This window comes from Limnoraphis robusta CS-951 (assembly GCF_000972705.2).
This window is the reverse complement of sequence record NZ_LATL02000152.1, coordinates 1-22,355: the sequence shown is the minus strand read 5'-3', so window position 1 is coordinate 22,355 and position 22,355 is coordinate 1. Positions and strand designations below refer to the sequence as shown.

Annotated in this window: 21 protein-coding genes; 17 read left to right on the top strand and 4 right to left on the bottom strand. The window is 42.0% G+C overall.

What is annotated here, in order from left to right:
* Positions 1–195, bottom strand: a 195-nt coding sequence (locus tag WN50_RS32230; protein WP_152964802.1) for a helix-turn-helix domain-containing protein, incomplete at its 3' end; no start/stop codon positions are given.
* A 54-nt stretch (positions 196–249) separates the two neighbouring features.
* Between WN50_RS32230 and tnpA the strand changes: the two genes are divergently transcribed.
* The 14 genes from tnpA to WN50_RS13455 all read left to right on the top strand — a co-directional run bounded on the left by tnpA (position 250) and on the right by WN50_RS13455 (position 16,383).
* Positions 250–657, top strand: coding sequence for an IS200/IS605 family transposase (gene tnpA / locus WN50_RS13530; protein ID WP_046280363.1), 408 nt, complete (start codon positions 250–252; stop codon positions 655–657).
* Positions 658–1,099: 442 nt separating this feature from the next.
* On the top strand, positions 1,100–1,795 hold the full coding sequence (locus WN50_RS13520; RefSeq protein WP_049559456.1) for a PEP-CTERM sorting domain-containing protein: 696 nt from the start codon (positions 1,100–1,102) through the stop codon (positions 1,793–1,795).
* Complete coding sequence (locus tag WN50_RS13515) at positions 1,792–3,027, top strand: TIGR03118 family protein (protein WP_049559453.1); 1,236 nt, start codon at positions 1,792–1,794, stop codon at positions 3,025–3,027. Before WN50_RS13520 ends, WN50_RS13515 begins: the two co-directional genes overlap by 4 nt.
* A gap of 170 nt (positions 3,028–3,197) precedes the next feature.
* Complete coding sequence (locus WN50_RS13510) at positions 3,198–4,640, top strand: cytochrome ubiquinol oxidase subunit I (protein WP_046276823.1); 1,443 nt, start codon at positions 3,198–3,200, stop codon at positions 4,638–4,640.
* A gap of 10 nt (positions 4,641–4,650) precedes the next feature.
* Positions 4,651–5,664: a cytochrome d ubiquinol oxidase subunit II gene (cydB, locus tag WN50_RS13505; RefSeq protein WP_046276822.1), complete on the top strand. Its 1,014-nt coding sequence runs from the start codon at positions 4,651–4,653 to the stop codon at positions 5,662–5,664.
* Positions 5,665–6,191: 527 nt separating this feature from the next.
* Positions 6,192–6,695, top strand: a complete 504-nt coding sequence (locus tag WN50_RS13500) for a DUF2231 domain-containing protein (protein WP_046276821.1) — start codon at positions 6,192–6,194, stop codon at positions 6,693–6,695.
* Between the two features lie 14 nt (positions 6,696–6,709).
* Positions 6,710–7,297 (top strand): DUF2231 domain-containing protein, encoded by a 588-nt coding sequence (locus WN50_RS13495; RefSeq protein ID WP_235440952.1) that lies wholly within the window; start codon positions 6,710–6,712, stop codon positions 7,295–7,297.
* 137 nt (positions 7,298–7,434) lie between these two features.
* A complete protein-coding gene (locus WN50_RS13490) occupies positions 7,435–8,376 on the top strand; it encodes a cytochrome c oxidase subunit II (RefSeq protein WP_046276819.1) in 942 nt (313 codons plus the stop codon).
* A gap of 179 nt (positions 8,377–8,555) precedes the next feature.
* Positions 8,556–10,250: a cytochrome c oxidase subunit I gene (locus tag WN50_RS13485; RefSeq protein ID WP_049559449.1), complete on the top strand. Its 1,695-nt coding sequence runs from the start codon at positions 8,556–8,558 to the stop codon at positions 10,248–10,250.
* A 182-nt stretch (positions 10,251–10,432) separates the two neighbouring features.
* A complete protein-coding gene (locus WN50_RS13480) occupies positions 10,433–11,053 on the top strand; it encodes a cytochrome c oxidase subunit 3 (RefSeq protein ID WP_046280020.1) in 621 nt (206 codons plus the stop codon).
* A gap of 137 nt (positions 11,054–11,190) precedes the next feature.
* Positions 11,191–12,687, top strand: a complete 1,497-nt coding sequence (locus WN50_RS13475; RefSeq protein ID WP_046280021.1) for a GMC oxidoreductase — start codon at positions 11,191–11,193, stop codon at positions 12,685–12,687.
* Positions 12,688–13,147: 460 nt separating this feature from the next.
* The gene (locus WN50_RS13465; RefSeq protein ID WP_046280023.1) at positions 13,148–13,384 is read left to right on the top strand and encodes a hypothetical protein; all 237 of its coding nucleotides are present in this window, start codon (positions 13,148–13,150) and stop codon (positions 13,382–13,384) included.
* 459 nt (positions 13,385–13,843) lie between these two features.
* Complete coding sequence (gene acs, locus WN50_RS13460) at positions 13,844–15,811, top strand: acetate--CoA ligase (protein ID WP_046280024.1); 1,968 nt, start codon at positions 13,844–13,846, stop codon at positions 15,809–15,811.
* A gap of 83 nt (positions 15,812–15,894) precedes the next feature.
* Positions 15,895–16,383, top strand: a complete 489-nt coding sequence (locus tag WN50_RS13455; protein ID WP_046280025.1) for an SH3 domain-containing protein — start codon at positions 15,895–15,897, stop codon at positions 16,381–16,383.
* 57 nt (positions 16,384–16,440) lie between these two features.
* On the opposite strand, the gene WN50_RS13450 is transcribed toward WN50_RS13455, so the two are convergent.
* From WN50_RS13450 to WN50_RS13440, 3 genes are read right to left on the bottom strand one after another with little or no spacing between them, the layout of a single operon-like run.
* Positions 16,441–16,860 (bottom strand): type II toxin-antitoxin system VapC family toxin, encoded by a 420-nt coding sequence (locus tag WN50_RS13450; protein WP_046280026.1) that lies wholly within the window; start codon positions 16,858–16,860, stop codon positions 16,441–16,443.
* Positions 16,857–17,090, bottom strand: coding sequence for a hypothetical protein (locus tag WN50_RS13445; RefSeq protein WP_046280027.1), 234 nt, complete (start codon positions 17,088–17,090; stop codon positions 16,857–16,859). Before WN50_RS13445 ends, WN50_RS13450 begins: the two co-directional genes overlap by 4 nt.
* Positions 17,091–17,138: 48 nt before the next feature.
* On the bottom strand, positions 17,139–18,308 hold the full coding sequence (locus WN50_RS13440; RefSeq protein ID WP_049559444.1) for an endonuclease NucS domain-containing protein: 1,170 nt from the start codon (positions 18,306–18,308) through the stop codon (positions 17,139–17,141).
* A gap of 74 nt (positions 18,309–18,382) precedes the next feature.
* Here WN50_RS13440 and WN50_RS13435 point away from each other — a divergent pair, with 74 nt between their 5' ends.
* From WN50_RS13435 to WN50_RS13425, 3 genes are all read left to right on the top strand, one after another.
* Positions 18,383–19,285 (top strand): thermonuclease family protein, encoded by a 903-nt coding sequence (locus WN50_RS13435; protein WP_046281442.1) that lies wholly within the window; start codon positions 18,383–18,385, stop codon positions 19,283–19,285.
* Between the two features lie 84 nt (positions 19,286–19,369).
* Positions 19,370–19,879, top strand: a complete 510-nt coding sequence (locus WN50_RS13430; protein ID WP_046281443.1) for a heme-binding protein — start codon at positions 19,370–19,372, stop codon at positions 19,877–19,879.
* 191 nt (positions 19,880–20,070) lie between these two features.
* Complete coding sequence (locus WN50_RS13425; RefSeq protein WP_046281445.1) at positions 20,071–22,020, top strand: alpha-amylase family glycosyl hydrolase; 1,950 nt, start codon at positions 20,071–20,073, stop codon at positions 22,018–22,020.
* Positions 22,021–22,355: the final 335 nt, after the last annotated feature.

The window sequence follows — 22,355 nt, the reverse complement described above, 5'->3', positions numbered from 1 at the left end:
GGGCAATTCTTTCTTGAGAGCAGGTAATTGATTAGCGCATTTTGTATAGCTCAACCCCTTACCTGTTTCCTCATAGGTCTTATTCCACTCTGCAAGAAATCGGTTATACACAAATCTAGCACAGCCAAACTCTTTTGAGAGTTGAACTTGCTGTTCTTGATTGGGGTAAAACCTGACTTTAAGAGCGGTGAACATCGACTTGCAATGATAGACTGTTGTTATTATACAGCAAATGGAGTGATTGACCACATGAGTTTAAAATCATCAGCTAGGGCTGTTTCAGACATAAAAGCTCATTTGGTGCTGGTCTCAAAATATCGTAGGAAGGTGTTCACAGATGAAATGTTAACAACCATCGAAGCGGTAATGAACAAGAACCTAGAAAGGAATCGTTGTGAGTTGATAGAGTTTAACGGTGAATCCGATCATGTTCACCTACTCTTTCAGTACCTTCCGCAACAACAGTTAAGCAAACTGGTTAACTCAATGAAAACTGCTACCAGTAGGGTCTTGTCTAAGCAGTTTGAGACTGAATTGAAAGAAGTCTACTGGGGCAAGAGAGTTATATGGTCTAGCAGCTATTATGTTTCGAGTTGTGGAGGTGTTACTGTTGATAGACTAAAGGAATATATTGAAGAGCAAGACAGACCTGATTGATAGTTATTTGTTGGTCGCAATTCATCCTATCGCCAACGTTTCTTATGGCGTAGGTCTTCTTGCTCCATTTCGATAAATTCAGTCAAAAAGTAATAACACCTCTGAGGTTCGTGTTGATCATTCACGTTCAATCTCAGAACAACAATCTAAAATCTTGCTTAAGAGAGTTGATATTAAACGCAGTGTTTTTCCCATTTTAACTTTAACTTTACCGGAAATCGTACTGAAATCGGCTCTGAATCCAAACTCAGAAATTCTTGAGGGAAAATCAAACCCATTCAGGTTTGACCTGTTGTCTTTTGACACTTGAAGAGAGCTGCCATAAAGTATTACGCACAGTTCATTTTTGACCGGACTTGCAATCCCAAGATAATTATTAAATCTTGTGGATCAAGTTGTCAATAAATATTGCTGCCAATTAACCTTTACCAGGAAGAAAGCGATGAAAGTCAATAGCAAAATAATGACACTGATTTCTCTCGTCAGTGCTTCATTAAGTTTAACATCCAACTCTGTGCAGGCTGCAACCGTCTCTTTCAGCGATCCAGTTCCAGAAGAAGGCTTAAGTTATGAATGGACAGTCCAACTCGATAGTGACGACACTGCTGAGTTTAGCTACTATGTTGGTGCAAAAAGTTGGAATGAACCTGCAAATCCAGTCGGATTGAAGGGTTGGACTCATACCTCGAATTGGGTAGCCTTAGAACTACTAGAACCGACACAACTCAACATCCAAATTGATCGACAACCCGGAGTTCCCACCGCAACAGACATTGCAGGCGATCAACTCTATCCTGCCTTTTCATTGTATAAAGGATGGCAAAACAACGGCGAAGAAGATCATCAATACAACACAGTAGGTAATACCGACTGGATAGATGAAATTTCCTATCTAGCCCATGCAGCCAATGAAAACCTCGCTATATCAGTTTTTGAGTCTTTGACTTTACCTGCCGGACTGTACAGCCTCTCAATTGGAGGTAATCCCCCTGAAGATCCTAGCATTGTTGGATTCCACGGCTATAGCGCGACCCTAACGACGGCGCCCGTACCAGAACCGGCAACGAGTGGCCTGCTGTTTATGGCGATAGGAATTCTGGGGATTGCGACTCGTCGTCAATCAGAGGTTCAAAAATGAAATTAACTCTCTTAAATTTAGGCAAAATAGCGGCATTAACAGCTATTTTCTGCCTTGATATTGCTTCTGATGCCAATGCTGCTTACTTTCAGACCAACCTAGTTTCCAACAACCCCGCTTACAACCCCCAATTTCTTGATCCATATTTGCAAGGTTCACGTAGTATTGCCATTCGTACTGCGGGGTTTGGCGGACACTTTTGGATTAACAATATCGATACCGGAACCGTCACCGAATATGTTGGGGATGTGGGCGATATTCCCTTATTTCAAGATGGTTTAACAGTAGTCACCATTCCCGCCTCACCGAATAATCCTTTCGGAATGTCGAGTCCTACTGGGCAGGTATTTATTAATTCTCAGGACTTTGTGATTACCCTAGATCATCCGAATGGTGCAGTCACCGCTCCCAGTAAATTTTTATTTGCCTCACTGGATGGGACGATCTCGGCTTGGACGGATCGCAAACGGCCTGATGGTACAAATGACTGGCCGATTGTCTCAACGATTGTTGTTGATCGTTTTCAAGAGTCGATTTACTACGGTGTAACCGTTAGTGATTTGGCCTCGGACAATCGAATTTATGCCGTTGATTTTGGGCAAACTCCAGGCATTGAAGTTTTTGATCGGGTTTTCAATGAGATTACCTCAAATGTGGTCTTTGCTAATCCTTTTGAGTCGGAAGGTTACGCAGCTTACAACATCCAAACCTTTGACGGATCGTTGTATGTCACCTATGCTCAACCATCAACCGAGTCATTAGGTTCCGAAACAATCGGAGCCGGATTGGGTCGTATTGCTCAATTTGACTTTAACGGGAACTTAATTAACACTTGGGATGATGGGGGATTGCTGAATGTTCCGGCGGGTTTAGCCATCGCCCCTTCGGATTTTGGTGAATTTAGTAATAGCTTATTAGTTGCTAACTTTGGTGATGGCACGATTGTGGGTTTTGATCCGAACACTCGCCAGCCTTTAGGTTATCTTGAAGATTCTCAAGGTAATCCCATTGTGATTCCTGGTTTGTGGGGATTAACCTTTGGGAATGGGGCGAGTCTGGGTGAGGCAAATCATCTCTATTTTGCCGCTGGCCCGGAAGATGGCAGCAATGACGGACTTTTTGGGAAACTTCAGTCGGTTCCCGAACCGGGTTCTGTGTTGGCGCTGTTTGTCGTTTCTGGTGTTGGGGTAGTTTCCAGTCGCCGTACTCAGGTTAAGCAGCACAAAACCTGAAGAGAAACTAAAGTTAATCAAGAAAGCAAGTCATCACGTTCACAGCAAGAAATTAACAATTCAAGGCTTGTTTTTGACCACTCTTGCTATCTAGGTCACTAGAGTTCACAAACAGGGTAGGTTGTGCCTACCCTACAATTGTTATTCGGTCACGATGTACAAAGGTCATTATGGAATTTTTGTCGAATACACTGGTTCTTTCACGAATGCAGTTTGCATTAACTGCGATTTTCCATATGCTTTGGCCTATCCTGACAACCGGAATGGGAGTTTACCTGGTTATCGTCGAAGGACTTTGGCTGAAAACCCGCAATCCTCAATATTACTATCATGCCCGTTTTTGGGCAAAACTCTACATTCTCAATTTTGGAATTGGTGTCGCCAGTGGAATTCCGATGGAGTTTCAATTTGGGACTAACTGGGCGCCCCTTTCTGAAGCCATTGGCAACTTTTTTGGGAGTATTATCGGCTTTGAAGCGTCAATGGCGTTTATGTTAGAAGCCGCTTTTTTAGGGATTATGGTGTTTGGTTGGCAACGAGTTAATCCCTACATTCACTATATGGCAACCATTCTTGTGGCGTTTGGGGCGAATTTATCCAGTTTTTGGATTTTAGTGGCGAATTCTTGGTTACAAACTCCAGCCGGAGGAGAATTTGTTGACGGGAAATTTATTGTCCAAGACTATTTTCAAGCCATTTTTAATCCCTTCATGCCCAATAGTGTGATGCACATGGTATTAGCAACTTGGGAAACGACTCTGTTTTTTATCGGGGGAATTAGTGCTTGGTATATTCTGCAAAAACGCCATGAAGCTTTCTTCGCTACTTCCCTCAAAATTGTCTTAGCCGCAGCCATTATTATTGCCCCTTTACAACTCTATATCGGACACCTTAGCGGTGAACAGGTTTATCATTATCAACCGACAAAATTAGCGGCAATGGAAGCCCAATGGGAAACCATTCCCGCAGGGGTTTCAGCAGACTGGAGTATGGTTGCTATTCCCAATGAAAAGACGCAACAAAATGACTGGGAAATCAAAGTACCCAATGCTTTAGGCTACATTCTTGAATTCAAAAAAGAACTCTCTGAACCCGTGCAAGGCTTGAAAGAATGGCCGCCAGAAAATCGCCCCCATTTGTTGGGACTAATTTATTACAGTTTCCGCATAATGATTGCCATTGGGTTCTACTTTGCGGGCTTAATGTTTGTCAGTTTAATTCAATGGCTACGGGGTCAATTTTCAGCCGAAAAGATTACTCAACAATCTTGGTTAATGTGGGGCTGGATTTTAGCGGCACCGTTGGGATATGTTGCGGTAGAATGTGGTTGGACGGTGCGTTGTGTTGGGCGTCAACCTTGGACGGTTTATAACTATATTCGCACAGAAGATGCGGTTTCTAATTTACCGCCCGGAGATGTTTTAACAACATTAACTCTCTTTGCCAGTGTCTACGCGGTTCTATTATTTGCGGCGTTTTATTTTGGCAGTCGAATTATTAGAAAAGGGCCTGATTTTAACCTGCCAATTCCGGGGATGGAGGAACAACCCCCATTAAATACTGAACCCGGAGAATTTATCCCCGATGAACGTCCTGTAGAAGCCCAACAATAAAGGAGAGTGGATGAACACCTTAACCTATTTTTTGCCTCAAGTTTGGTTCGGAATTTTAGCCCTATTTCTATTGCTTTATGTGATGTTAGATGGGTTTGATTTAGGGGTCGGAATTTTATCTTTGACCTCATCAACAGAAGAACGTCGCGGGATTTTAATGACCAGTTTGAGTAATATTTGGGACGCGAATGAGACTTGGTTGGTGTTAATGGGTGGGGCATTATTTGGGGCGTTTCCGTTGGCTTATGGTACAATTCTCAATGCCCTATATATCCCAATTTTTATCATGATTTTTGGGTTTATTTTTCGGGGAGTGGCGTTTGAGTTTCGGGAACAAGCCCGCAACAAGTTTATCTGGAATGTGTCTTTTGGAGTAGGAAGTTTTCTCGCCGCTTTGGGTCAAGGATTTGCCCTGGGAGGGGTGTTAAAAGGGATTAAGGTTGATGCGGCAGGTCATTTTATTGGCGGTCATTTGGATTGGTTAACCTGGCAAACAATGTTAGTGGCATTAACGTTAATTCAAGGGTATGTTTTGATTGGTTCGACCTATCTGATTTGGAAGACAGAAGGAGAACTGCAAAAAACCCATTATGCAACCGCTAAATTGGCAGCCGTGACGACTTTAATTGGGGCGGTAATTATTACCATTGGCACTCCGATTTTCTCCATTTTTGCCCGAGAACGCTTGTTTTCAAAGCCGATGGTTTATATTTTTGCGGTAATTCCGGTGTTGGCAATTGTGTTAATTTGGCAGTTAATTCTCAGCCTGAATAAAGCAGAAGAAAGAACACCGTTTATTTGGACTATTTTGCTGTTTGTTCTCACGTTTTTTGGATTGGGTTTGGTGGTATTTCCTTATATTATCCCGACTCAAATCACCATTTATGAAGCGGCGGCTGACCCCAGTTCCCTGGTGTTTATGTTGATTTTTATCGGGGCGTTAATTCCGGTGATGTTGTTTTACAATGTTTACCAGTATTTTGTGTTCCGAGGAAAAGTTACAAACGCCCATTACGGAGAGTAGAATAGCAGGATAGGGAGGGAAGAGAAAAGTTTAAAAACCACCAAGACACAGAGACACCAAGAGCGAATCTTCCTGTCTTTGTGTCTGGTGTGGTTCGTTCCCCCTTCTAATAGAAACGCTATAGAGTAGTAGGATGGGTAATGTTCATCCGACTGTTTCGGAGATTGTTGAAGAAAAACTTAAGAATAAGGGAGGTTTATTTTTTTTAGTAAAAGAAAATAAATTTGCGCTATAATGACGGAGACGATTATCTCTATCAACTGAGGAGAAGTCGTTGGGAATAAACCTACACTGAAAGGGCAATAGATTCTGTTCAAATTGCTACAGTTTATCAACTCTAATCCCATCACAATATTGACAGGCTGTCAATTTTTCAGAATGTTAACCTTGATACTGTCAAAAGTTCAGATTTTCCTTAAAAATTTGTAATAGAAATGTTCAACGTTAAGTTATGTCTCGATACATTATTGCAAGCTTTTACTTGTGAGGTGTGACCGAGGTTTAGTAGGTATGCCGAGGAGAATACCATGTTCGAGTCTCTCTTTTCCCCATCATTAAATGATCACAATTTACCCTATCCCGACACGATGCACCCCATCGTTGTGCATTTTGTGATTGCAATGGTCTTGTTTGCTGTATTGTGCGATGTGATTGGCTCTTTCACACGTAATACCCGTCTGTACGAGGTGAGTTGGTGGAATCTGTTTTTCGCTACAATTTCCATCTTTATTGCCATCATCTTTGGTCAGGCGGAAGCGGGACTAGCTTTACCGTACAACGCAGTTGAACAAACTCTCAATTTACATACTTTAATTGGCTGGTCATTGGCGGGAATTCTCGCAGCAATTACAGGCTGGCGGTATGTGATTCGTCTGAAAAATCCCCAAAAATTGCCGATATCTTATCTCGCAGTCGGACTGGCGCTCTGTGTTTTAGTCGGTTTCCAGGTATATCTCGGCGATGAATTGGTGTGGGTGTACGGACTCCATACGGTTCCCGTCGTTGAAGCAATTAGGGAGGGTATTCTGTAATGGATGCTGAACTGATGAACCAAATACAATCGCTCGGTGCAAACGGCTTACCCTATGCGATTCCGATTCACCCCAATTTAGTGCATCTTACACTAGGTTTGTTCATTATTGCGATCGCCTTTGATTTTATTGGGGTGTTGTATCCCTTTGAAAAACAAGTCCTGAAATTTTTTGCTATTCCCGCAGCACGGGCTAACTTTTTTGATGTCGGTTGGTACAATATGCTGGCATCCGCGATTATTACGGTGTTTACGGTAGCAGCAGGCTTTTATGAAATCATGCTAGCCAATCCCTACACCGAGGTTAAAAGTGCTTGGGGCTTAGAAGCAATGGAAACCATGCTGTGGCATGGTGTTGTTGGGGTATTCCTCTTTGCTTTTATGGTAGGAATGACAATTTGGAGAGGATTTCAACGATTTGTATGGCGCAAAGACAGAACCCGTCAAGTGCAGTGGAGTTATCTAATGGCGGGAGTTGCCATCTTATTGGTGATGTTTGTACACGGAACATTAGGGGCGCAACTGGCGGCAGAATTTGGCATTCACAACACCGCAGACCAACTCTTACGAATGGGTGAAAATCCGAATATTGTGTTGCGATAAATTCGGGAAAAAGGCAAGAGGCAAGAGGCAAAAGGCAAAAGAAATAAAATGATTGCCTCTTGTAGGCGTAGCCAGCGCTCGGTGCGCTTACTTCTTTCATTCTGAACTCCTGAACTCCTAAAAAAGAGGTTATTTCTATGTCTAGTGAATTAACAGGAGGGTCAAGCCCTCAAAAACAATACCGCAAGTGGATAATATTAACGGCTATTGCGATTGTTATAGCTATCGTTAGTCTTGGAATTGGCAAACTTTCCTATTCTTGGCTTCCTCCCCAAGCGGCAGCAGAAGCCGTTTTGGTTGATGATTTATTTAGCTTCTTAGTTACGCTGGGTGCCTTTATCTTTTTAGGCGTAACAGGAACCATTACCTATTCGGTTATTTTCCATCGGGCGGCTAAATACGACATGAGTGACGGTCCTCATATTGAAGGAAATGTCACCTTAGAAATCATCTGGACTGCTATTCCCATTTTATTAGTCTTTTGGATTGCGGGATACAGTTACCAAGTCTATCAAAAAATGGCAATCAAAGGGCCGATGGAAATCGTGCATCTGCATATGCCAATGGGAATGGAAGCCGCTTATGCAGAACCAATTGCCTCAATGGGAGAACCCACAGAAGATATCGAAGTGATTGGGAAACAATGGGCTTGGGTGTTTCGTTATCCTGAAACGAATGTTACCAGTACCTCACTCCATTTACCCACCAACAAACGAGTTCGATTGGCATTAAAATCAGAGGATGTGCTACACGGATTTTACATTCCGGCATTTCGCCTCAAACAAGATTTAATTCCCAACCAAACCATTGACTTTGAATTTACTCCGATTCGGGAAGGAACCTATCAACTGACTGACTCTCAATTTAGCGGCACTTATTTCGCCACGATGACAGCAGATGTAGTTGTAGAATCTCCTGAAAACTATCAACAATGGTTGGCAAATGCAGCAACTCAAACCCCCACGCCAGCACCCAACCAAGCGGCAACTGAATACGCCGAAGAACAAAAGGAAACCTTTAAAGTTGGCTGGCCTACTGTTAAACCGACTGAACCCCCTCTCGTTAATTATCACAGTTAGAGGGAACAGGAAATAGGCAATCATGCAATCATGCAATCATGCAAGAGTTTTTTCTGACTTCTAACTTCTGACTTCTTCGGACTCCGGGGCGGGTTTATATCAGTTATTGCTGGGAAGAATAGATTAATTCGGAACCCGCCCCTACTGAACTCCTGAATAAACATTAGGAAATTTCATCAATGAGTAGCACTCCCCTAGAAAATAAACCTGCTGCGAGTCATTCGCACGCGGAAACAGTAACAACGTGGAAAACGTACTTTAGTTTTAGTACAGACCATAAGGTAATTGGCATTCAATACCTGGTCACATCCTTTTTCTTTTTTCTGATTGGTGGCATCTTAGCCATGATTATTCGGGGTGAATTAATGACCCCAGAATCCGATTTAATTGAACGCAGTTTTTATAACGGAATGTTCACAATGCACGGCACCATCATGCTGTTTTTGTGGACGTTTCCCGCTTTAGCAGGAATGGCAAACTATCTCGTGCCGTTGATGATTGGGGCGCGAGATATGGCGTTTCCTCGCTTAAATGCGGCGGCGTTTTGGATGATTCCCGTTGTCGGTATTTTAACGATGGCGAGTTTTTTCCTACCTTCCGGTTCGGCACAGGCGGGTTGGTGGTCTTATCCTCCAGTCAGTACCCAAGTTCCGTTAGGATTTTGGATAAATGGTCAATCGGTGTGGATTATTGCCGTTGCCATTTCCGGGGTTTCCTCCATTATGGGGGCGGTAAATATTGTCACGACCATTGTGAAAATGCGGGCGCCGGGAATGACCTATTTTCGGATGCCTGCCTATGTTTGGACGGTATGGGCGGCACAAATTATTCAACTGTTTGGACTGCCTGCCTTAACCGCAGGGGCGGTAATGTTGTTGTTTGATGTGACAGTAGGTACCAGCTTTTTTGACCCGGCAGATGGGGGAAATCCGATTATCTTCCAACATCTGTTTTGGTTCTATTCTCACCCGGCGGTTTATGTGATTATTCTGCCTGTTTTTGGTATCTTTTCGGAAGTTTTCCCCGTTTATTCTCGTAAGCCCTTATTTGGTTATAAAGTCGTTGCTGTTTCTTCAATGATTATTGCCGGAGTTAGCGGTTTAGTCTGGGTGCATCATATGTATGCCAGTGGAACTCCCGGCTGGATGCGGTTAATTTTCATGTTGTCAACGATGTGTGTTTCCGTGCCAACGGGAATTAAAGTGTTTGCTTGGGTGGCGACAATTTGGGGCGGTAAACTGCGTTTAAATACCCCCATGTTGTTTGCGTTGGGTGCGTTAGTCATGTTTGTGTTTGCAGGAATTACGGGCATTATGTTGTCGTCGGTTCCTGTTGATATTCACGTTAACAATACTTACTTCGTTGTCGGTCATTTCCATTACGTTCTGTTTGGTACCGTGACGATGGGGCTGTATGCTGGCATCTATCACTGGTTCCCGAAAATGACCGGGCGGATGTATTACGAAGGGTTGGGTCAGTTGCATTTTTGGTTAACCTTTATTGGCACAAACCTCAACTTTTTACCCATGCACCCGTTAGGCTTAAATGGAATGCTGCGTCGCGTTTCTTCCTACGACCCTGAATATACCTTCTGGAATGTGATAGCCAGTTTAGGGGCATTTTTGCTGGGGATGTCAACGTTACCGTTTATTCTGAATATGGTCAGTTCATGGACTCAAGGTAAAGCTGCCCCAGCTAACCCCTGGCGGGCAATTGGGTTGGAATGGTTAGTCCCTTCTCCGCCCCCGGTTGAAAATTTTGAGTCTCTTCCCATTGTTATCAGTGAACCCTACGGTTATGGAAAGTCTGACCCGTTAACCGCCAATGACCCCAACGTGAAATTACCTGCACCTGCACCTGTTGTCAGTGAATAGTAAACAGTGACCAGGGGACAGGTTACAGAAATGTCTGTAGGGGCGGGTTCCGCACAAATGTATGTTTCTCAGAAATAACCGATATAAACCCGCCCTACTACTACTACAACTCAATAGTCCGGAAAAATGATGACGACGAATAAACAAGGGCCTATGCCATAGGCCCCTACGGAGGAAGAAAGATGACGACGAACAGTTCTTTGACTTCTGAAGAAATCGAAGAGTATTTGCACGAAGCCGTTAGCGAACACGTTCACGACGAAGAAGCCAATAGTATGTTTGGTTTTGTCGTGTTCCTGCTGTCGGAAAGTATTATTTTCTTGAGTTTCTTTGCAGCTTATACCGCTTACAAAACAACAACAGTTAACTGGCTACCTCCGGGAATAGAAGGGTTAGAAGTTCGAGAACCTGCAATTAATACGGTGGTTCTGGTTTCTAGTAGTTTTGTGATTTATTTTGCTGAACTTGCCCTCAAACGTCATAATTTAACTGTTTTTCGTTTGTTTCTTGCCGCAACAATGGCGATGGGAAGTTACTTCTTAGCCGGACAAGCGATTGAATGGATGGGGCTAGAATTTGGCTTTACCAGTGGCGTTTATGGCGGAATGTTTTACCTATTAACAGGTTTTCACGGCTTACACGTTTTAACGGGTGTTTTGTTACAAGGGATTATGTTAGGACGGTCTTTCATTCCCGGTAACTACGATAAAGGTCATTTTGGCTTTGAAGCCACTTCCTTATTTTGGCACTTTGTTGATGTGATTTGGATTGTTTTGTTTATCCTTATTTACATCTGGCAATAAGCAAACAGGGAACAGGCAAGAGTGAGTGTAGGGGCGGGTTCTGCCAAAATGTCTGTCTGACCACAAACAACCTGTATAAACCCGCCCTCCCTGACTAAACCCTAAACCCTAATAACTGAAATTACTGATTACTAATTATGATTATCGACGACCAACACTACGACATTATTATCATCGGTACGGGTGCAGGTGGTGGTACAATCGCCCAAAAACTTGCACCAACCGGAAAGAAAATTCTGATTCTTGAACGGGGCGATTTTATGCCTTTAGAGGAGCAGAATCGGGCTGAGGTTGATCTTTTCAAAAAAGAGCGTTATCGTGCGCCTGAGCGTTGGTACGACCCGCAGGGTGAATCTTTTTCTCCCCTGATTAACTACGCAGTTGGCGGCAATACGAAGATTTATGGGGCGGCTTTGCTGCGAATGCGGGAACGGGATTTTGAGGAAGTTAAACACGAAGAAGGGATTTCTCCTGCATGGCCTGTAAAATATAGCGACTTTGAACCCTACTACGCCGAAGCGGAAAAACTCTATCAGGTTCATGGTCAAGTCACAGATGACCCCACAGAACCCCCTCGCAGTGCAGATTATCCTTATCCGCCCATTAGTCACGAACCTTGTATTCAGAAAATCGTTGATGGAATTGCTGCAAAAGGTTTGCATCCCACTTCTTTACCGATGGGATGGACGCTTCAGCAAGATGACCCGACGAGTGATTCTCAGGTTTATGGGATTGATTTAGCCCTTAAATATCCGAATGTAACGCTGAAAACTTCTGCGAAGGTGGTTTGCTTACTGACTAATTCTTCGGGTACAGAAGTTAAAGCGGTAGAAGTGGAAATTAACGGACAATCCTGTTTGATTTTTGCTGATATCGTTGTCTTAGCTTGTGGCGCGATTAATTCAGCCGTATTATTGTTACGGTCGGCTAATGAAAAACACCCCACAGGACTGGCTAATCGTTCTGACCAGGTGGGACGTAATCTGATGAAACACCAGATGACTGCAATTGTTCAACTGGATATCGCTGCTAATTCCGGTAAGTTTCCTCGGTCTGTTGCGGTGAATGATTTCTACTGGGGAGATAAAGATTATCCCTATCCAATGGGTCAGATTTACAATACAGGTGGATTGTTGCAAGATGTGATTTTTGCTGAATCTCCCCCTATTTTATCAGTGTTGGCGACGGCAATGCCCCAATTTGGACTGAAACAGTTAGCGATGCGTTTAATTGGTTGGTGGGCGCAAACGGAAACGTTACCGGATGCCAATAACAGAGTTCGTTTGTCGGATAATAAGATTTATCTCGATTACACGTTCAATAATACCGAAGCCCATGACCGTCTCGTTTACAAGTGGTTGGATGTGTTGAAATCCATTGATAAACAACGGGCGACGGTTTATCCTCGTGGTGAGGTTCCGGTTCAAGTTGTAGCCAATCAGTGCGGAACTTGTCGGTTTGGTGAAGACCCGAATACTTCGGTTTTGGACTTGAATTGTCGGACTCACGATGTTGAGAATTTGTATGTGGTTGATGGCAGTTTCTTACCCTCAAGTTCGGGTGTGATGCCTGCTTTAACGATTATTGCCAATGCGTTACGAGTCGGTGATCATCTCATCAGTCAAATTAGTTAAGGCTGAATGAATGACTTGAATATTAAGATTACCAGTAGGGTAAGCACTGCCTACCCTATTTTCATCTTGTCTAAAGAATTGCCAATGGTGACTGTTGAGGTTGGGGTTCAACTTGACTTTTTTCGCTTTATGGTGTAAATAAAGTAGATGAAAAGCGATCGCCCAATCCCTATCGGATATCTCTTCAATCTGGATCAAGATTTTGTTCATATCTTTACAAAACCCCCCCCTTATGTAAAGATGGAAGCGGTTTTTCACCGAGAAATTGTAAAGCTTCTGTCAAAACAGACTCAATGTGTTGATCTACTCAATCAAACTCGTTTAACATTTTTGTAGAACAACTTCATCGATATTCACTGAGTTTTGCCTTTCTAGACAGTTGAACTTTACATCAGGAGGAAACCGGAACAAGCCTTAGCTCGTTTAAAATGGACGCTGACCCTTGGTTTAGGAAAAACTGGTGAATTCTAAAAGCATCTTACAACAAATCTACCTGATTACAGTCACACTTATTTATATGGTGGCTATGGTTCTAGTCTTGACTGCTATTGTAGCATTTGCAATTTCAGATGAAATTTTAAAAAAAGTTAAACCCTCTAAAAAATCCCCACCTCAAAAGTTAGTCTACCCACAGTTTAAGCCGCTCAAAAATCAGACGATTTCTTCAAAACAAGAACAATTATTGAATCGGTTTTAAAAAGGATCAAGTCTCATTGAACCACAAAGGCACAAAGGACACAAAGAAAAAGACTTGATTTCAACAGCAATCTTTTGACCGGATTTTTGAGCAGCTAAAACTGTTTATCCACCCCAATCAATTTTCTATTCAACGTCATCAATTTTTAGGGATAAAGGATCATGGGTAATCGTTCATTTATCCTTTTCTAAGGCGATGGGAAGCGCCTGGATGGAAAATACTCGATTCTTGCACGCCGCACACCCGATAACCGATTCTGTTCTCAGTTTACTATAAAATTCAACAACACCTGAGAAACCGGGTTTCTTAAGGAAAAATATCGGCTAGAAGCTGATAGCGCTACTTGAAACCCGGTTTCTGACACCCGATATTTAGAAAATTGTGAAGCGATCGCCTATTGTGTCCCCCTTTAGACAGACAATAGAATAGAAATCGTAACCAGAGTTACAGTTATTTAAAATGTCACAACCCACGATTGAATCGATTTTACAGGAAAAGCGCCTCTTTCATCCGGGAGCGGAATTTTCCCAAAATGCCCAGATTAAAAGTTTAGATGAGTATAACCAACTCTATGAAAAAGCGAAAGCTGACCCCGAAGGATTTTGGGCGGAACTGGCAGAAAAAGAACTACACTGGTTTGAGAAGTGGCATCAAGTTCTAGATTGGCAGCCTCCGTTTGCCAAGTGGTTTGTTGGGGGTAAAATTAATATATCCTACAACTGTCTAGACCGTCATTTAACCACTTGGCGCCGCAACAAAGCCGCTTTAATTTGGGAAGGCGAACCCGGAGACTCTCGAACTTTGACTTATGCGGAACTGCATCGAGAAGTCTGTCAGATGGCGAACGTGATTAAACAGCTCGGCGTTCAAAAAGGCGATCGCGTGGGAATCTATATGCCGATGATACCAGAAGCGGCGATCGCAATGTTAGCTTGTGCGAGAATTGGGGCGCCCCATACGGTTATTTTTGGGGGGTTTAGTGCAGAAGCGTTAAAAGATCGTTTAGAAGACGCTGAAGCCAAACTTGTTATTACCGCAGATGGGGGATGGCGGAAAGATGCTATTGTGCCTTTAAAAGAACAGGTCGATAAAGCCTTACAAGCCGGCGCATCCAGTGTTGATAACGTTTTAGTCGTCAAACGCACCGCCCAAACGGTTCACATGGAACCCGGACGAGATCATTGGTGGCATGATCTCCAACAAGGCGCTTCTGGTAAATGTCCGGCTGAACCGATGGATAGTGAAGATATGCTGTTCATCCTCTATACAAGCGGCACCACCGGAAAACCCAAAGGCGTCGTACACACGACGGGCGGTTATAACCTCTACAGTCATATTACCGTAAAATGGGCGTTTGATTTGCAAGAAACCGATATTTATTGGTGTACCGCCGATGTGGGCTGGATCACCGGACACAGTTATATTGTCTACGGGCCGTTATCGAATGGGGCAACAACGTTAATGTATGAAGGGGTGGCGCGTCCTTCTAACCCTGGCTGTTTGTGGGATGTGGTGGAAAAATACGGCGTTAATATTTTTTATACCGCTCCGACTGCCATTCGCGCTTTAATGAAGATGGGTGAACATCATCCAAATTCCCGTGACTTGTCATCGTTGCGACTGTTGGGAACTGTTGGCGAACCGATTAACCCGGAAGCTTGGATCTGGTATCATCGGGTAATTGGCGGTAGTCGTTGTCCGATTGTCGATACTTGGTGGCAAACTGAGACGGGTGGGTTTATGATCACGCCATTACCCGGTGCGACGCCAACCAAACCGGGTTCCGCAACGTTACCGTTTCCGGGTATTATCGCTGATGTTGTTGATGCAGACGGTGAACCTGTAACCAACCAAAGCGGGGGATATTTAGTTGTCAAGCATCCCTGGCCGGGAATGATGCGGACGGTGTATAAAGATCCTGAGCGCTTCAAACGAACCTATTGGGAACATATTCGACCCAAAAACGGGGAATACATCTATTTTGCCGGAGATGGCGCCCATAAAGACGAAGACGGCTATTTTTGGGTGATGGGTCGGGTGGATGATGTGATTAATGTTTCCGGCCACCGTTTGGGTACGATGGAAATTGAGTCGGCGTTGGTGTCTCATCCGATGGTTGCAGAAGCCGCAGTGGTTGGGAAACCGGATGAGGTGAAGGGCGAAGAAATTGTCGCTTTTGTGACCTTGGAAGGGGAACATCAACCCAGTGAAGCCTTAGAAAAAGAGTTGAAACAACACGTTGTTAATGAAATTGGGGCGATCGCCCGTCCCGGTGAAATTCGCTTTACTGATGATTTACCAAAAACGCGATCGGGTAAAATTATGCGACGTCTGTTGCGAAATTTAGTAGCAGGTCAAGAAATTAGTGGCGATACTTCTACGTTACAAGATCGCAGCGTGTTAGAAAAGTTAAGAGGGGGCGCATAAATTCTAATCTTAAAAACCCGGTTTCTTGGAGAAACCGGGTTTTTTTAATTGCCTTCTACCTATTTCCTATTCCCTGCTATACCATGAAACTTTTGAAATTTATTCCGATTCTTTTGATGACCTTAACTGCGACTCCGGCTTTCGGTCAACAACAATGTAATACTTTTGTAATTTATGATCCGAATGATACTTCTGTTAATGTGAGAACAGCCCCGAATGGTAATGTGATCCGAGGTATTCCTAATGGGTCTAAAACTTCTGTAACGGGTGAACAACAGGGTTGGTATAAAGTGACTTTTGATAGTCGCTTTGATGATATTACTGGGTTTATGAAAAAGGAATTATTGTGGCGAAGTACGAGACGTTATGCGATGGACTCCAAAGATACTTTTGTTAACCTGCGAGAGTCTCCTGAAGGGCGAGTAATTCGTCAAGTTCGTAATGGGACTCCCTTAACGGTGTTAGAAGGAAACACAAACCAATGGGCAAAAGTTCGTTTAGAAAATGGTAGCGGTACGGTAGGATATATGTATAATTCTTTGATTGCTGATCCGTCTTGTGACTCAAATTAAAGTTTGATACAGTCTCAATGAAATCATTTCTAGTGTTGATGAATTGAGAGTTTATGATCAGGTTTCTGAAGATAAACGGGTTAACAGTTCACCTGCGGTTAAAATATCAATAGAAGCATCTGAAAATCCTTGCATATTTCGGGTGACAATAGCATCCAAACCTTCGGAAACTGCACAAGCCAACTGCACCGCATCCTCAAAATCATCGGAATTTGATGCAATAGCAGCTTCTAGAATAGTACGATTAACAGCACAGACTTCAAGTAACGTGAGAAGTTCACGAATATATTGTTTAGACAAAGCAGCACCTTTTGATTTTTTAGAAATATAGAAAATGTCTGTTACAGTGGTAGCTGTTACAAAACCTTCTATCTCTTTAGATTCTATTTTTTCTAAAAGTGCCTTGGCTTCGTGAACAAAAGGTTCCCGCTCTAAGAAGTGATCCAGTATAATATTTGTATCTAGCAAGACTCTCATTTTAGATATTTCTCCGAGAGTCTTTCGTATTTCATTGCTTCTATCTCCTCATCGGTGGGTGTAGGTTCATCGGTTTTTAATACTCCTCTCAAACGTTCGACAACTCCTTCCGGTATGGGTTCTTTAGGTCGAAGTTCATTAGAAAGTGAACGAATAATGGCTTCAACCAATAACAGACGTTCATAGACGGGTAAATTATCAGCTTCTTTGCGTAATTCTTGCCAATTCATATTTTAAAACTCCTAATCCTTCATTCTATAATAGCGCAAAATTAAAAGTTAAACTCGTTCTAGCCATTTTTCTAAGGCTAAGTCAATTAAAGAGTCTAAGTTTTTATAAGGTGAAGGTATTATCTCTATTGCTTTTCCTTTATCTTCTTCATAGAATTTTGAATAATCTTCTAATAACTTGACATCTTCATAGGTTAGGGCTTGTAATTGTTTTAACTTTTTATAATTATTCCAAAATTCTTTTTCATATTTTGCTATTGTTTTACTCTTAAGCGGTGAATAGTTATATCTAAACCTAGTTGGATCTTCTAATTGAAGCTTCTTCAACTCTCTCCCCGTTCTTATTGTGCCATTTAAATCCATTATCGCCTTTTTCCTTTTATTAATTTGCAGCCCTATTCCACTCGAAATATAACCCTCAACTAACGCTTTATCATTCCAGTCTGTCCAAATCCTAGCTCGTCCAATGCGGCTACTTTCACCACCTTTAAACGGTATCCACAAAAATAACACCAGAGAATATCTTTTATCTAAAAGAAACTCAGCACAATATTTACTATTTTTAGCAGTACCATTTCCATATTTAATACTTCCTACACTTGAAAACTCTTGTATACTAGAATCAAAACTAAGAATCTTCTCTCTTATTCTCAAAATTGTCTCTTTTTTACTCGGTGGAAAATCCGTCATAAACTTCCGAAGTCTTTGAGGTTGACAGGGAAGATTACTCTCTCTCGCATCTTCATAAAAAATTTGAATTTGTGAAGTTTGATCGCTATCAATATCTTTCAAGATGAGATAAAATTTGTTATCCTCTTGAACAATAGAAAACTGAAAAAACTCAAATTCAAGTTGATGATATTTGCGATCTGTTAAATTATCTCGGTGAAAACTGGGTGCGATCGCCACTAAATTCACAGGTTGTTCATAATCAATGCGATCGCTAAAGGGCTTTTCTTCTAACAAGGCATGGTAATATCGAGTAAGCTGCTGAACAATGCCGCGATCTTCAACATTTTTTAACTCAATCACCACCAACCGTCCGGTTTTGTCTGTAGCCAAAAGATCACAACGTTGACCATTAACAATATATTGACGTTTGATGACAGTCCAGCCCAGTATTTCGTCGAGATGAGTAAAGAGAAAATCTTCTAAAGCTTCTTCAGTCTCAAATTCCCAAGATAAGCCTGTTTTCCTTAAAGTGACAAAACTTTGCATTTCTATAACAAGATTTTGATTCTAATTATGATATCATAGCCATCAATTGTATCTAAAATTGCCTTTAAAGAACAGTGGGAACTTGGATTAAAAACTTACAAGTTACGAAAGTAGTTGATGGAGATACCCTCAAAGTATTGTTGAATGGTCAACGGGAATTTTTGAGGCTGCATTGTGTTGATACAGAAGAATCCTTTCCCTGTGGAACAAAACCCGTTACGAATGCGGGAATAGCCTCTTCTGAAATGGCGATCCAATACTTTACGAATCCCGACGGTGAACTAACTCAAGTTGATGTAGAATTTGATGGGGATGAACCTGTTGAAGTGTGTTTAGAGAAATATCGAGATAGTCATGGTCGGATTATTTGCTATATTCATAAAGACGGTGAAAATTATAATACTTGGTTAATTCGAGAAGGCTGGAGTCCCTATTTTATTAAATATGGTCGTTCAGTTTTTTATCATCAACAAATGATGGAAGCTGAAGCCGAAGCCCAAGCCTATCATCGGATTATTTGGAACCCTCACACGAATCAAAATGGTGCCTTTCGCAACTACGAATTACTGATGTCTTGGTGGACGCTGCGAGACTCAGTTATTCAAGATTATCGTCTGAATGGAATAAGGGCGGGGGTGCTTTCGGTGCGTTTAGATTATCCAAAAATTCTCGCAGCAGCAGCCGAAGAACAATGGATTACTATCTTTTGTGATTTACAAGATGGTGTCACAAAATGGATAGGAAGTGGGGCGTTAATTCATACAGGTTCAAAAGATCATATCTTAAAATTATGGATTCCTGAAGCCAAAAATGATAAAAATGCGCCCCTGGTTCAACTGATTCAAAAACGCTACGCGGGTTTAGGGCGAGGTTACGTTTATGTCAGTGGAAAAGCGGTGATGTATCGAGATAAACCCGAAATTACCTTAACCGATCTCAAACAAATTTCTGATTTCTGCCCGATTTTCCCACCTTAAAAATTTAGGCTTCCTACAGCCTATAAACAATCATTAAAGCTGCTAAACTATTAATGAGACTATCAAAAAGGAGTATAAACTATTATGCCGACTTCTTTACCCCAAGGATTTCCTGAACCGACTCAAGCGGGTGTGGTTGAAATCAAATATTATCCGGCTTATCGGGGGGTAACTTATTCTCATACTGGCGATTTAACCCAAGCGACAAAAGCCGCTTTTAACCCCTTATTTCAGCATATTAGCAGTAATAATATTTCGATGACAACACCTGTAGAAGCCCGTTATCAAGATGCTTCTCAGGCTGATGTTTCTTTTCTATATTCTAGTCCGAATATTTCCCCGCAGCAAGTTCAGCCGGGTGTTCAAGTGGTTGATACCCAAGAAATGATGGTTGTGAGTATTGGAATTCAAGGGGCTTATACTTGGGAAAGCTATGAAATTCATCGGTCTAAACTAGAGAATTGGTTACAACAAAATCCAGAATATCAAGTGATAGGTTCTCCTCGACGATTGTTTTATAATTCACCCATGACGCCAGAATCTCTCAAATATAGTGAAGTACAAATCCCGATTCAAAAAAAGTCAGAATATTAAACGGTTAACCCGAAACAATACACATCTGTCTTCAGATAGATTTTTAGAGTCGATCAAAATGTTAATCTTATGTTCAATCTCAAACAACTCTGTCAATTTAGGAGAATAGTACCTAAAAACAGTTGGTTTGATTGTTAAAAGTTGATACTTTAAGAACCCTTCTTGATTTAACTCTAAATATTGTTCATCCTATGACCTCTCAACTTCCCACTAAAAAACCTTCAATTCCCGACAAACTCAGCCAAGACGAAGCATTTGAAAAAATAGAAGAAACGGTAGAAGCCCCTACTGAACAAGATATTGATTTAGAATTTCTCTACACGCGAGATATAGAATTTCGTCAAGAAACGATTTATTTTATTGTTGTAGATCGATTTTATGATGGAGATCCAGACAATAATCAAGGCCCCAATCCAGAACTTTATGATCCGGAAAAACAAGAATGGGGAAAATATTGGGGCGGAGATTTACAAGGCGTTATTGATCAGTTAGACTATCTGAAAAATTTAGGTGTAACCGCCCTGTGGTTAACGCCATTATTTGAACAAGTTGAAGGATTGTTCTTTGAAAGTGCAGCCGTTCATGGTTACTGGACAAAAGATTTTAAACGCCTCAACCCTCGCTTAATTGGAGTGAATGAAAACCCTTCATTAAACGAAACTCAAGAAACCCGAGATACCGTTTTTGATCGGTTAATTGAGGAACTGCACAAACGCAAGATGAAACTCATTCTTGATATGGTTTGTAACCATAGTAGCCCCGATGTGGCAGGACTGAAGGGAGAATTGTATGATGATGGCGTGAAAATTGCAGATTTTCATAATGATGAAAATCATTGGTATCATCACTACGGCGAAGTGACAAACTGGGAAGATGAATGGCAAGTCAAAAACTGTGAATTAGCAGGACTCGCCTCTTTTAATGAAAACAATATTAACTATCGAACCTATATCAAATCAGCCATTAAACAATGGTTAGATCGAGGCATAGATGCCTTAAGAATCGATACCGTTAAACATATGCCGATTTGGTTTTGGCAAGAATTTATCGCCGATATCACCACCTACCGACCCGATATTTTCATCTTTGGAGAGTGGATTTATTCTAGCCCCGATGATGGACGTTCTGTTGAATTTGTGAATAATTCTGGGATGTCTATATTAGACTTTGGGTTGTGTATAGCTATTCGACGTGCATTAGGAAACTGTGAAGAAGGTGGTTTTTACTTAATTAAAGATGTACTCGATAAAGATCATTACTACGACGGTGCAACCGAACTGATTACCTTCATTGATAACCATGATATGCACCGTTTTCAAACGTTAAATCAGAATCCCGATGATTTACAATTGGCGATCGCATTAATTATGACATCACGAGGAATTCCTTGTATTTATTATGGCACCGAACAATATCTTCATAATGATACAAATGGCGATCCAAATCCCTACGGAAATAACGATCCCTACAACCGTCCAATGATGGAAAAATGGGATAAAGATAGCCCCGTTTATCGTACAATTCGACTGCTTTCAGGGGTGCGACGGTTTAATCCTGCGGTTTCGATGGGAGGTCAATGGCAAAAATACATTACACCCGATATTTATTGCTATACTCGTCGTTATCGAGATTCTCGAGTTTTTGTTGCTCTAAATCGGGGCGAAAATGTAACCTTAGAAGCGGTAGAAACGGGTTTTCCTGATGGAGAACATACCGATATTATGTCACCGAATAAATACGAAGTTCAAGACGGAAAAATACACAATCTTCAACTCGATTATAAGCAAGTTATTGTCCTTTCTCATCTCGGAGAACGACTCAAAGCCCAAACTATTATTCGGGCGCAGTTAAACGGAGTAGAAACCCTTCCCGGTGAAAGTATTGTTGTGATTGGAGATTGTCCTGAACTTGGAAACTGGGATATTGCCAAAGCATATCCTCTTGAATATATTAATAGTAACACTTGGTTTGGTGAAATTCCCTTTAATGAAAGTGCCGGAAAACTGATTAATTATAAGTATGTTCTGCTGAGAGAAGGACAATCTCCCCTACGAGAAAATATAATTGCTCGTCGTTGGGTGATTGCCAGTGAAGGGATTGTTAAATGGCGAGATAAATGGGCTTCTGGCCGAGAATCTTAACCGTTATTAATGTTGTAGGGGCGGGTTCTGTAACCATCTTTGATAATAACAATTAACCTTTATAAACCCGCCCTTGCGAGCAGTTTTTTCCCCTAGTCAACACCGGGGCGGGTTCTGTAACCATCTTTGATAATAACAATTAACCTTTATAAACCCGCCCTTGCGAGCAGTTTTTTCCCCTAGTCAACACCGGGGCGGGTTTATATCAGTTATTGATGGGAGACATACATCTGTTGGGGAACCAGCCCCTACAACACCGGGGCGGGTTTATATCAGTTATTGATGGGAGACATACATCTGTTGGGGAACCAGCCCCTACAACACCGGGGCGGGTT